This window comes from Paenibacillus maysiensis (genome assembly GCF_000520815.1).
In the GTDB taxonomy this organism is placed as follows: Bacteria; Bacillota; Bacilli; order Paenibacillales; family Paenibacillaceae; genus Paenibacillus; species Paenibacillus maysiensis.
Window position 1 is genome coordinate 1 of record NZ_ASRY01000316.1, and the last position, 13,628, is coordinate 13,628.

7 protein-coding genes are annotated in these 13,628 nt (G+C 36.5%); all 7 read left to right on the forward strand.

Going from position 1 to position 13,628, the window contains the following annotated elements:
• Positions 1-48: 48 nt before the first annotated feature.
• The gene (locus L696_RS0125285; RefSeq protein ID WP_025686107.1) at positions 49-1,893 is read left to right on the forward strand and encodes an ATP-dependent nuclease; all 1,845 of its coding nucleotides are present in this window, start codon (positions 49-51) and stop codon (positions 1,891-1,893) included.
• The gene (locus L696_RS0125290) at positions 1,890-3,827 is read left to right on the forward strand and encodes a UvrD-helicase domain-containing protein (protein ID WP_025686108.1); all 1,938 of its coding nucleotides are present in this window, start codon (positions 1,890-1,892) and stop codon (positions 3,825-3,827) included. The genes L696_RS0125285 and L696_RS0125290 overlap by 4 nt, the downstream gene beginning before the upstream one ends.
• Before the next feature lie 96 nt (positions 3,828-3,923).
• Positions 3,924-5,384: a Shedu anti-phage system protein SduA domain-containing protein gene (locus L696_RS0125295; RefSeq protein ID WP_025686109.1), complete on the forward strand. Its 1,461-nt coding sequence runs from the start codon at positions 3,924-3,926 to the stop codon at positions 5,382-5,384.
• A 596-nt stretch (positions 5,385-5,980) separates the two neighbouring features.
• Entirely contained in the window at positions 5,981-9,376 is a 3,396-nt protein-coding gene (locus tag L696_RS0125300) for an RNA dependent RNA polymerase (RefSeq protein WP_025686110.1), read from the forward strand.
• Positions 9,377-9,546: 170 nt separating this feature from the next.
• Positions 9,547-9,744 carry a DUF5659 domain-containing protein gene (locus L696_RS0125305; RefSeq protein ID WP_025686111.1) on the forward strand — a complete coding sequence of 66 codons (198 nt, stop codon included), beginning with the start codon at positions 9,547-9,549 and terminating at the stop codon, positions 9,742-9,744.
• A gap of 19 nt (positions 9,745-9,763) precedes the next feature.
• Positions 9,764-11,599, forward strand: a complete 1,836-nt coding sequence (locus tag L696_RS0125310) for a DNA primase family protein (protein WP_025686112.1) — start codon at positions 9,764-9,766, stop codon at positions 11,597-11,599.
• Between the two features lie 955 nt (positions 11,600-12,554).
• Positions 12,555-13,628, forward strand: a 1,074-nt coding sequence (locus L696_RS0125315; RefSeq protein WP_025686113.1) for a DNA modification methylase, incomplete at its 3' end; no start/stop codon positions are given.

Below are 13,628 nucleotides of genomic sequence, written 5' to 3' on the forward strand. Positions count from 1 at the left end.
TAAAAAAATTGTCTGATTTACTGTTGACAATCCAGTGAAAGACTCCTTATGAAAAGTGATTTTCATGTACCTCCATCTGTCAGTCCGCAAAATTTACAAGAAATGAAACTCTCAATTGAAGTGATGATTGAGTTTCCAGAATTAATGAATCCCAAAAGCGAAGAAAGTAAGACGAGCGTCCCACCTTTTTTTAATCAATTAGTTGTTAAATCACCTGGGGGGGCTCCATATATAAGAATGAGACTTTCGGGGAAATGGACACCAAGTAACACCCCAGAAGGAGAAATAGAGCAAAAATTACATTTCATCATTATACCGGAAGAGGATTCTAAAGAAACAGATGAAGCATTTGTAGCAGTTTCACCCCATCAGCGTTCAGTGATACAAATGTTATATGTTCCGGCTGTAAGAGAACCTCTTAGTCAGTTGAAAAATGCATCCGGCACTATACTTTGGAGAATATTAAGTAATATAAAATGGCCCGAGGATATTGACCAGCAATTAAAAATAAAGATGGAGCCAGTTAATGCATTATTTAGTGGAATTTCTGGAGTGGAAGAGATAAAGGGAATAGTACGTGAAGAATGGAAGAAATATCATCGTGATTTTAGGTACCAAGATGCAATTCTAGAATTTAATAGTACTACTCTTTCATCAATTTTAAAAAAAATTGAAGTTCAATTCTCTCCTACACAGGAGGAGGGGAGCTACTCTATAGATAAACTTGGAGATGGTTTACGTTCTTTATTCTACATATCGCTCGTATCATCTTTATTGGAAGTAGAGCAACAAATAACAGTTCAACGTTCGGCTGCTTTGACCATACTAGCTGTTGAGGAGCCCGAAAATCATATGTCTCCTCATTTACTGGGCCGCGTGATGGATAATTTGAACAAAATATCTAGACGAGAGAATGCACAGGTTCTATTATCCTCTCACAGCCCTTCAATTATCAAGAGAGTTCAACCAGAAGAAATATTCCATTTTAGAATAGATGAAGCCAATGGAAGCTCTTTAGTAAATAAAATCACCTTGCCCGATCGTCAAAGTGAGGCTTTCACTTATATTAAAGAAGCTATACAAGCTTATCCTGAGTTATATTTTTCAAAGTTAGTTATCCTTGGTGAAGGGGATACTGAAGAGATTGTCTTACCAAAAATATTAAAGGTCAATGGGATATATGCAGACGATGAAGGAATATCAATCGTTCCTTTGGGCGGTAGGTATGTAAATCACATGTGGAGACTTCTTAACCAGCTATCGATTCCTCATATCACTTTGCTAGATCTGGATCGCGAACGTGATGGTGGCGGTTGGGGAAGAGTTAAGTACGCTTTAAAACAATTATTATTTAACCAAAAGGATAAAAGTAAGCTCCTAACAGTATATAGAGACGAAAAGCCATATCAGTACACGGATGAGGAGATTAATAAATTCCATAAACGTCCGCTTGATTCTCCGCTTGCTAAGAATATTGACGATCTTTGGATACCGCGATTAAAAGGGGAAGCATATAATGTATTTTTTTCTGCCCCACTTGACTTAGATTTTTTGATGCTGGAATCTTTTCCTGATGCGTATAAAAGTACTGTACCATTAGGCCCAAGATTCCCAGATAAAATCAATAAACATGATGAATATAAATTAAAAATTGAAAAAGGTATACAGGCTACACTTAAAAGTGAAAAAAGTACAGGATTTACTTATACTGAGGATCAACATGAACTAATGGTATGGTATAACACTCTATTTTTAGGAAGAGGAAAGCCGAGTACACATATAGAGGCTTTACTAAAAATTGGTGATGATGATTTTAAGGCAAATTGCCCTCAATCTTTAAAAGAATTAGTTATAAGAATTAGACTACTACTAAATCTTAAGGAGGAGCAATGACACAATATCTTAGCGAGAATTTATGGAGACCCGTTGATGGTATGATTTTAGAGCCTATTGCTGACACAGCGATAAGAAGTCAATTAAACTCTGTTATCATTGCTGGTTCTGGTGCGGGCAAGACGGAATTGTTAGCCCAACGAGCTTGTTACTTATTACAAACAGGTCTCTGTAAAGAACCTCAAAAAATTTTGGCAATAAGTTTTAAAGTAGATGCCGCCGATAACCTTAGGAAAAGAGTTGAGAAAAGGTGTGGTCCTGAATTATCAAAACGATTCGAGTCAAGAACATTTGACTCATTTTCAAAATCATTAGTTGATAGATTCAGACTTTCTATAGATGCTGCTATAAGGCCACCGAAGGATTACGAGATAATATTTACAACTAGAGAAGTTAGAAATATAGTCGAAGGTTTTTTAACTGAACGTCATCCAACAAACCCCAATTGGCAGTTTGATATAAATTTTGATGTGTTATTTAAACATTTGACAAGTGATTCACTACCATTATCTGAAGATGATACTGACATTTATAATTGGATTAGAAGGAGACTCTGGCATATTCTAGTAAACGGTAAGAATACCTTGAAAAGTTCTATTACTTTTCCTATGCTTTCAAGGCTTGCTGAGTATATTATTAAGGATAATTTGGCTATAAAAAAAGCCCTGCAAAGCACCTATAGTTATGTTTTTTTAGATGAATTTCAAGATACAACTTATCATCAATATGACTTGCTTAAAATAGCATTTAAAGGTTCAGATAGCATTCTAACAGCAGTGGGGGATGACAAACAACGAATTATGGGTTGGGCTAATGCTATGGATAATTCATTTGATCAGTTTTTAGTGGAATTTAAAGCAACGGAATACCATTTGAGTTTAAATCACCGATCGGCACCTAAACTAGTTGAAATTCAAAATGTTTTGGCTAGTTCAATGAGACAAGGAGCTCCAATTGTCACAAGTTCAGATAAATGGGAAGACCAAGATGGTATCTGTCAGGTATGGAGCTTTCCAAACCATTTATCTGAGGCAATGCATATTGCTTCAGAGATATCAATGAAGATTTCTAATCAAAACATACGTCCTCGTGATATTTGTATACTTGTCAAGCAACAAGAACATATTTACGCAAAAGCACTAATGCAGGAGCTAGAAAATGTAAATATTCATTCTAGAATCGAAAAAGAATATCAAGAATTATTAGGTGAGGAATGCATTGAAATTGTTATTGATTTCATGAGGTTAATTTCCTGTGAGCAATCCCCAAATTCTTGGCAACGAGTAATGAATTTAATGATTTATCTTAATGGTTATGATCCTGCTGTTGATCTTGAGGAGTTAGTAGAGCTAGAAAGGCAGTTACAAAGTTTTATAGTTGGAATAAAAATGGAAATTGAAGTAAGACACTTAAAGGAAGTTGAGATATTAGCATTTACCTCAACCTTGTTTCAGTCAATTTTGGGGTTTGTCGGTATTGATAAAATACGTAGTTCTTATCCTAAATATCTAAAAGAAACTTACTTTAGAGATGTAATAGATAAGGGGGCACAGAAATTAGCAGAAGCATATTTGAAACATTTTAATTGGTACGAAGCTGTTCTAGAATTTTTAGGGGAGTATAGCATACCGATTATGACTATTCATAAAAGTAAAGGCTTAGAATATCACACTGTTTTTTTTCTTGGCTTAGAGGATGATGCATTTTGGAGTTTTAAAAATCAAGAAGATGCCGATTTATGTGCATTTTTTGTAGCATTATCTAGAGCGAAGCAGGAAATCTTTTTTACTTTCAGCAACTCAAGAGAAATAATGCGCTTTAGGGAGCTGAAGACTGTTGAACAATTCAATGTGAATATCTCAAGCTTGTATCAATTGCTTTCTGATGCCAATGTTGAATTACTATCTTTTAATAATGAAGAAACAGCATCGTAAATCCTTCCAAAACTTCAATAATAAATATTTGAAAGATAGCGAAGTATCCAATAAAATATCTTCTAAAGGTAAAGAAGTCTATATTTGGGGTGTTGTATGTTTTTTGAATCTGATGATTTTTTAATGGCATTAAGAGATTACCAAGTAAAAGCTGTTGATTCTGTTATTGAAGGATACAGGCAAGGGAAGAAGAAGTTCTTAATTTCAATGGCCACAGGTACAGGAAAATCTATGGTATGTATGGCAGTAGCAAGATATTTTTTGGAGAGACATATTATTGATAAAGTAATATTTATTTATGATAGAGTTGATTTATCAAAACAAATGTTATCAAGATTGATACAGTTCTTTCCTGAGGGAACCATTTCTGAATTTCCTTTTAATATCGGAAGTTCTCAGATAATCGTAACAACAAGTCAAAAATTCTTTAAAAATGGGAACTATACTACTGATTTACCCAATACTCTAAATGTACTAGTCATATACGATGATATTATTAAAGGATTACCTAGAAGAATAAATGATCTGTTAGGTTATTTTAATTGTTACGTGTTAGGTGTAACAAGTATAACAAAAAAAATAGATGAGATTAGTATTAACAACTTTTTTGAAACTAGTGAACCGTTGTTCAAATATTCACTTATAGATGCGTTATCAGAGGGATATTTAACGGAAAGCGATCCTAATGCTTATAAAAGAAAACATGAAGATTCTTTTGATGGAATTATGTCAGATTTCATTTCGTTATTAGATATATACCCTCAATCTTCCCATTTTATATACGCTTTTAAAAATATTCTAATGAAACTAAGAAAAGAATTTTATTTGCTTGAAGATACACGAGACTTATTTAATGCTTACTTAGATAGCAATCTTTCAAAAGAAGACATTAGGTCACTAGGATATAAAAAAGAACAACTCGATATTTTTGGGAGATTATTAAATGATGAAGCATATTTTACAGAAAAAAAGAAAGAATTTCACAATACTGAGGCAGTTTGGGAAGATTTTTTTGAACACAACAAATGGATATTTGGGCATAGTCTCAATTGTATATTTACAACATCATTAGACAATAAGAAACTTGAACAAGTAATATCTGGTTATTCTTTTAATAAATACGGAAAAAGAGTAGATGCATTAATGAAGACAAGAGGATTGATAAGTTCTTTATGCTTTGTTGAAATTAAGAATCATAAGACAAAATTACTGAGTAATCAATATCGTAGAGGCTGTTGGTCTATATCGGAAGAAGTTGCAGGTGGAATTTCACAAATTCAGAAATATGTTCAACTTTCTTTCAAAAAAATAGAAAGTAAAATAGAAATCACTTCATCTGAAGGTGATCCTACTGGAGAAATCATATACAATTTTAATCCGCGATCTTATTTAATTGTTGGTAGTCTCGGTGAGTTTATGACCAGTAACGGAATTAACGAGGACAAATTATCGTCTTTTGAAGTTTTTAGATCTAATATTACTAGCCCAGAAATAATTACATTTGACGAGTTGTACGAAAGGGCTATTCTATCTTTGGAAAACTTTAAATATGATTAAAGAGACGAAAGTACTTTATGGGTTATAAGATAATAACTATCGATTAAACAAGTATTATTAAGTTTGAAATTTAATTACCATATTATATGAAAAAACCAATATTTTTATTTGAAGATTAATTTCTGATTATTTTTTGTCTCTGTATACGTTACATCCTCAAGCTTAGAGCCAGCCATGCTCCCTAATATTTTAATGTACAAAGCCTTATCACTTAACCAGCATTAATGAGGTCAGCAGTTTGATCATCCTAAATCCTGTATAGGTGAAAATAGAGTGGTCTTAGTTTCTGCTAAATTTAATACCCAAGTACAAGGTCCAGCAACAGATGCTGGGCTTTTTATCATGCTCTTCACGTTTTATCGGATGGGAAACCATATAATGCGAGATTAGTTTTCAGAAGTGTAATTTAAAAACCTTATGATTTTACGATTGTTTTGAACTTTCATTTCTAATAAGCTAATATCTTATTTCAACTCTTGAAATAGGAACGTATATTCTATATAATAAATACGAACATTTGTTTCTGTTTATTGCTCAGACATAAGATGGAACGTTCACAACTATATCACTCAAACCATTAAACAGGAGGCTAAAATTTGTCCAGTAATCCATCACGCAATCAATACCAAATCAAACTGTTCCACTTCAACGAGATCACCATTTTAGGCGACCAACTTTGTGCTCCACAATCCAGCACTCGTACCATCACCGTATCCAACAGCATCTATCTCGATCAACTCAAGCGAGTCGTAGCAGAACGTGATCCTTTCGCTGATGCTCCCGACGTAATCTTTATGCTCAAAGCCGACCAAATTGACGAAGATGATCCAGCCCAACTTGTATTGTTTGAACGTATGTTACGAGAAGGCATCTACTATAATGGAAGGAAGTATGTCCGTTCGATCAAGTCACCTGCGATGGGACGTACACAGCGAACAGAATTTATCCAAGAAAAGTATGCTGCTGATCTGTATCGACACATTACACTCGGTAAAATGCCACCACTCACCAACATCCACAAGTGGGAAGCAGCTCTAGGTGTGAGTCGTTCGGCAGCACAGCCAGTACAGTACATTCCACGTATTGTCGTCATTCCCGATTATGAAAAGGAAACAATCATCGAGGATGTATGGAAAGTGGAAAAGTGTGTTGAGGATTCGGAGCAACAGAAGTTGATATTTGATGAAAAGACGAAGCAACGTGAATATTTCAAAGCAAAGAAAGTATTGAAACCATCAAAGGAACATTTACATAAGTTAGAACGTATACCGAACAAAGTAATCCCTTGGAATGGTCGTACAAAGTCTGTTCCTGACCAATCAGATTTCAAAACCTTCAATGGGTGGAATAAAGTAAATCGTCGTGTAAAGCTAGAAGAGATCCCTTTCCCTGCTCGTTCGGTTATGTATGAAGAATTACACTCTTGTTATTCCATCGAGCAGACAGAAGAAATCCCAATCATCGTGATCAACGAAGAGTCCATCGGATTTAAGCGAGTAGAGTATCCACAGTATGAAAATAAGAATGTTCAGTTTTTTGATGGTCAAGGTTTAATGAGCTTCCAGTTTGCCGAGCGTATTGGACAACACCTGAACCTATCCTATACACCAAATGCAGTTCAGGGAAGACTACCATATATCAAAGGTAATTTTATCCGTTTTGATTTGATAAAATGGTTCAAGGAAAACAACGTGACCGAGATAAAGGATGTTTTTGGTGAATTACAGCCTGTCATCGACAAACAGGGTCGTCCTATTGATCTCATCCTCACCAAATCCTGCTTCAAAGCATGGCATCAATACAGTGAGGAACAAGCAAAGCCCAAGTGTTTGTTTGAAAATATAACGGAATATGAAGCATTGCTGAAAGTACATAACCATAACAATTTTTGGGTCGCCAATTATGCGAAGCCAGCATACCAGGTGAACGCCTACACACCACTGACATACCAATATATTCATGCGCTAAATCTTACACTGAACGATTTATTTCAATTAGCTACGCCTCTAATGGATGTCATCAAACGTGTCCTACATGGACAAAAGAATGACATCCATGGAAAGTGGCTTCGAGATATCGCGTACACGAAAGCGTTCCTACATATGCTAGTCCAAGAAGACGATGAATCCAAAGATGTAGATGAAGAACCCGACGAACAGGAAAACGAAATAGAACAGGGTCAAAAGAAACAATTTATAAATGAAATCATCCAAGCCATCGATTTGAATGAACTGATGTTGTATGACGGTAATGTCCGCAAATTCATCGTGAAGCAAGCCATGTTGAAAGTACAGGATATGTTGAAAGGTCGCATCCCGATTCGAGGTAGCTACTTTTATCTAACCAATGATCCGATTGCGTTTATGGAGCATGCCAGCGGAAAACCAGTAACAGGTGTATTGAAGAAGAACCAAGCCTTTATGAATCGGAAATGTGGAATGCATGCTCTGTTCCGTTCACCGTTAACGATATTTAATGAAGTCGGTAAGCAAGATTTTGTACAAGTACATAACCGATATATGTGTCATTTGGACAACGTGATTGTTCTGAACTGTTGTGATTTAACACTAGCAAGACTTGGACTAGGAGATGTGGATGGGGACACGGCTCTCTGTACCAACGATCCCACCATACTCTCAGCAGTGATCGATGCTCCTACCATTATCAATGAGGATGATAAAAAAGTAGCTGCTCCTGTACCGAATAATATGGATAGTATCATCAAGATGGAATTGAAGAGTCTACATAACCTGACGGGTAGATGTACGAACGTAAACACCTATTTTCAGAATCTGGCTTTGGAAGAGGGGAATCTTCAAGCACGTGTTTTGGAAAACTCAGTTTTAAAATTTCTCCAAGGTCAAATTATTGATGCTACGAAAAATGGGTTGGAAGTAGAGATTCCATATGTGTTGGATCGTCTGGCTATTCAGATGCCGTATTTCTTCCGTTTTGTGAATGGTGGCAAAGCGGATGATTATCAGTACTCGACGAAATCACCGTTTAACCAGTTTTGCGTTGATGCTGAGAAGTACATAGATGACAAGTTCAAAATGAAAGACGGGAAATTGGATCAGTCTATTTTCAGCATCGAGAGTACGAGACAACTGTTACAGGATATGAGGAAGGTTAGCCAGCCGAAGTTTCTGAACTATATAGCTCGTATTGAACCGCTGTATAAAGAATACAACGAGCAGAAAAAACCAATCGATTATCGCTTGATGCAATTGAATGAACTGAAAAAATGGGAACGGGATAATGATACCCGCAAAGCAATTAGCGCAGAATACGCCAAGTTAAGAGAGGAATACAAAACTCGGTGTGAAGAGATCTGTCCTTATCCTTCGATACTTGCCAGTGTTGCTGTGGAAATCGCATATCAATCCTACAGAACGTACTCCTTTGCATGGCTAAATGTAGATGGACTACTGGAAAATCTAAAGCTGCATGAAAATATTTTGAAGAGAGAAGTACGAAGAGTGAACCGGCTTACGAATCGTAATGTAGAAGGTAAGAAGCTTACCGTGCACACTGGCATGGCAACAATAGATGATCTGGAGTTTCCATTCCATGTACGGGATGGTGTGTATTCATTATTTGAGATTATGGGACAATTCTTTATTGGCTATGAAGCTGAACGGGAAACCGTAGTACAAACTAGTAATACGCCTTCTATGCTGGACGAGAAAAGTACAAGACGAACATTGAGAAATTACTTGATCGGCTTCAGCACCTTGAAAAAGTCTCAGGAAGAATCGCAGTCGATAGCTGATCAGGTATTGGGCAAGAAATTACGGATTCAGGTGGTCGAGTATGGATATGTTCATATTGTTGATGAGCAGGGTATAGTGAAATGTATCATTCCGAGGGATCAGGTCATTCGTCGAGATGAGGGGTTATCCTTCTTTGATTTTGATGGTACAGCAATTGAATTTTTATCTATCGAGAAAGTCACGAAATCAAGCTTTAAGGCGATAGTCCATATCGACTAAATTAAATCATAGGTCTGTCATGATAGGCGCCTGTTAACACTGGCGCTTGGGTGACATCTGTTAAAAGGGTGCTTCAAGCTAACCTATGCGGCTTGTCAGCCGGTAGAGAGGGATGTGGAAGAGATTTACCTTTCACATTCCAATCACTTATTTAGATGAGGAGGTCAAATATGGAAAGCCATACCATTGTCATTACCCAGTCTCGGATGGCAGGATGGTTGATGTTTAATCGGTTTCATAAAATGGATGAAAAAGTAGATTTAAAGGATTCCAATCGGAAAGTATTTATATTCAAGGATTCACCTCCATTGAGGAAGGCCATGGAACAATATAACGAATTTAAACAGGTAGTCGATAACATCTATTAATAAGGGGGATCATAACAATATGACAACAGCTTTAGAGAAGCACGATGATAAACACAAGTATTATACTGACCAATTCACCATTAACGGAAAACGGGTGGATGTACGAAAAAATAGCAATAGCAAACAAGTAGAAGCTTGGATAGATGGTATGTGGAAGCCGATTACCAAGGAAGATGTGGATAAGCAATATCGGATACAGTTTGAATATTCTCCATATGAATTAGAGTTTTCGTATAACGGTGGCAAAACGTGGTGGACATATACGGACGAAAAATATATGACCGATTCGGAACGAGCGTATTTCAAGAAGGAGATCGCGTTTTTTGAGAATTGGGAACTTGAACAACGGATTGCAGAGGAAGAACGGAAAGCGAATGATCCTGAATACCAAGAGTGGATTGCCCAACAATATATAGATTGGTTAGCTCACGAGGAAGAGTATTACCGGAGTCAAAGTAATTCTAAGCCTATATTTTATTTGGATATTTCAGATGTGTTCAAAGGTGACGAAAAGTCGGCAGAGGAGAATCCGCCTTCGATTGAGCCTAACTATAGGAAATACTTTGAGATGAATGGGAATCAGAAGAAATTCCAGCCTATCTGGTACGGTAAAGATATTATAGATCAGCATATGAAATGTTTTTTTGATGGTACGTTTTTGTATCGGTATGATCAGGGCGTATATGTCAATGATGGTGAGCGTCACCTGGAGCAATTATCCGTTACCCTGCTGGATAATGAATTTCGCCATAGTCGGATTAAGGAAGCACGTTATTACATAGAGGCCCAAAGTTATATTGCAGGAACCCAAATGAATCTGTTGGACGACTATATTAATGTGAAAAACGGTTTGTTGAATTGGAAAACGGGAGAGTTAAGGGAGCATACGCCTGATAGACGGAGCACTATTCAATTTCCTGTCCTATATGATCCTACGGCCAATGACCCTGTCATGCTTCAGTTTATCGAATCTGTACTGGAACAGGATACGCATGCAACATTGTTTGAAATGATCGGCTATTTTCTGATTCCTACCTTGGAGTATGAAAAAATATTTTTATTCACAGGTACGGGAAGCAACGGGAAATCGGTATTGATTAAAACGATTGAAGCGATGATAGGCAAAGCGAATATATCCAAAGTTAAAATTCAAGATTTAGAAGGAGACAGATCAAGGTTTAAAATTGCTGAACTTTATGGAAAAGTGCTGAATTGCTTTACAGATATCCCTGCGGATGCATTGAACTCTACGGGGAACCTCAAGGTACTTGCCAGTGGTGAAGGGTTAAATGCCGAGAAAAAGGGGAAAGATCCCTTTAACTTTGAGCCGTTTTGTAAATTGTTGTTCAGTGCGAATGAATTGCCAAAAAGTAATGACAACAGTGATGGATTTTTTAGAAGGCTGATGGTGTTTCCTTTTAATCGTAAATTTACGGATCAACAAAAGGATACGAAATTAATTCATAAACTGACGACTCCATCTGCTTTATCGACACTATTAAATTATGCACTTGAGGGCTTGAGACGACTCGAACAACAAGGTGGATTTTCGTATTCACAAACGATTAAGGATCAAATTAAAACGTATCAAATGGAATCGGATGTCATTATGCTGTTCATAGATGAAGAATGTCAAATCGAAAGTGAAGCTTCAAAACAACATGAAAGCCGAATCGAATGCAAAAGGTTATATGCGATGTATTCTGCATGGTGTAAACAAGGTGGATTTAAACCTGAAACGACGATTAAATTTAATAAGCATATCAAAGGAAAACTTAAGGATAAGGTGTATCAGAGGAAAGCCAGAACAATAAGTGGCAGCTCAGTTCCCTTTTGGTTTGGTATCAAAATATAACGTTTCCTATTTGATACATTTGTTTCCTATCCGTTTTCTGTTTTGAATACAATTGGAAACGGAAAAATGCTTTATTTACATAGAGAATAATGAGTTTGTTTCCATGTTTCCTGTTTTTTTAACTCTTGAGAGAAATACATATAAAAATATTTGATCGAATACTATGCGCTGGTGAGGAGTGTATATGTGATCAGGAGTGCTCAAAACTGGAAACATGGAAACAGCTTTTAAAAATCAGCTATTATACTGGAGAAATTAGAGCGAAGATAGGAATCTGGCGTTATAAAATTGGAAACAAGCTGATGGAGAATAGGAAACATGTTTGTAGATGAATTTATAGAATGGGCTTGTCAGCCCGTAGAGAGGCTACGATGGGATTGAATACGTAAATTTTAGAGTTAAGGATGATTGGAATTACGAAAAGTGAACTTAATGAGCCGCAAAGGGGTTGGGTGTGGGAGGGGAAACGGCGGCAGCAAATATTTGTCCGAAGTGCAGCTCAAGCGAAACGAAGGAAAATATTTGGAGAGTTTCCCCTATCCCACAAATAGATTATTTATACATTCAGCAAATATTATATACATAATCAGAATCATGTTATTGACTAGGATTACCACTTAAAAATTTTCAATTTACATATTCAAATTAATCTTGCTGAATTGGACTATTATTTGCAAAATTTTAAACTACACGAATTGAGGACTTGAACCTTCAAAGTTGAAATGTGTCACGTGACACAATGAGCAGATTTACAATTACAAATTAGGCTACACGGGAATTCTGGCTATTGGCTAGGGTTCTTTTTTTATTTAGAGAGGAGAAATATGAATGCTATTAATGTTACAAGCAATAATCATAGAAATATTACGATTTGTTACTGCAATTGGTGTGTTTTATACCTGGATTTGGGTCGCAGTCTTTTTAAAAACGAGTTTAGAAAGGGGGATCAAGTGGATTGGAAATCAAATTCGTAAGCGTAGAAACGTTAATTCCGTACATAAAAAACGCCAGAAATAATGAGAAAGCTATAGATTATGTAGCAACGAGTATTCAGAATTATGGATTTAAGAATCCCATTCTAATAGACAGTAATCATGAAATCATAGCAGGTCATACTCGGCTGTTAGCAGCTAAGAAGCTTGGATTAAAGCAAGTTCCAACGATACTGGTGGATGATTTAACTCCTGAACAGGTCAAAGCCTTCAGAATCGCTGATAACAAAACGGCTGAGTATGCGGATTGGAATTTTGAATTGTTAGCGCAGGAACTAGAAGAATTAAAACTAGCTGATTATGATCTTTCTCTAACTGGATTTGATATGAGTGAGTGTGAGTGTCTATTGGATACATTACACGAAGAATCCGTAGATGAGGAAGATGATTTTAATGTAGAAGAAGCATTAGCTGAACATCCGGTCACTCATAAAGGTGATATTTGGCTACTTGGAAAGAATAGGCTCATATGCGGTGACTCGACTAACCCGCAGGATATTGCAACGTTGATGGATGGCAAGAAGGCACAACTCATTGTAACTGATCCGCCCTACAATGTGGACTACACAGGTAAAACGAAGGATGCATTGAAAATTGAAAACGATAAAATGGGCAATGACCAGTTTTATGATTTCCTATTGGCTGCTTATACTCGAATGTATGAAGTAGCAGATGATGGAGCAAGCATCTATGTGTTCCACGCAGATAGTGAAGGTTTGAATTTTAGGAAGGCATTTATTGAAGCTGGATTCAAACTGTCTCAATGTTGTATATGGGCAAAGCAAGCAATGGTAATGGGACATGCTGATTATCACTGGATGCACGAACCCGTATTATATGGTTGGAAGCCGACAAGTGGACACTACTGGAATAGTGATCGAAAGCAAACGACATTATGGCAATTTGATCGTCCCTTTCGGAATGAATATCATCCGACGATGAAGCCGATTCCCCTGATTAGCTATCCAATTAAAAATTCCAGTAAGCTTGGTGATATTGTGTTTGATCCATTTGGTGGTTCAGGTTCAACGTTGATT

What these genes read in the sequence shown, in the direction of transcription:
- L696_RS0125285 (WP_025686107.1), top strand. Translation starts at nt 49, where the DNA reads ATGAAAAGTGATTTTCATGTACCTCCATCTGTCAGTCCGCAAAATTTA.
- L696_RS0125295 (WP_025686109.1), top strand. Translation starts at nt 3,924, where the DNA reads ATGTTTTTTGAATCTGATGATTTTTTAATGGCATTAAGAGATTACCAA.
- L696_RS0125305 (WP_025686111.1), top strand. Translation starts at nt 9,547, where the DNA reads ATGGAAAGCCATACCATTGTCATTACCCAGTCTCGGATGGCAGGATGG.
- L696_RS0125310 (WP_025686112.1), top strand. Translation starts at nt 9,764, where the DNA reads ATGACAACAGCTTTAGAGAAGCACGATGATAAACACAAGTATTATACT.
- L696_RS0125290 (WP_025686108.1), top strand. Translation starts at nt 1,890, where the DNA reads ATGACACAATATCTTAGCGAGAATTTATGGAGACCCGTTGATGGTATG.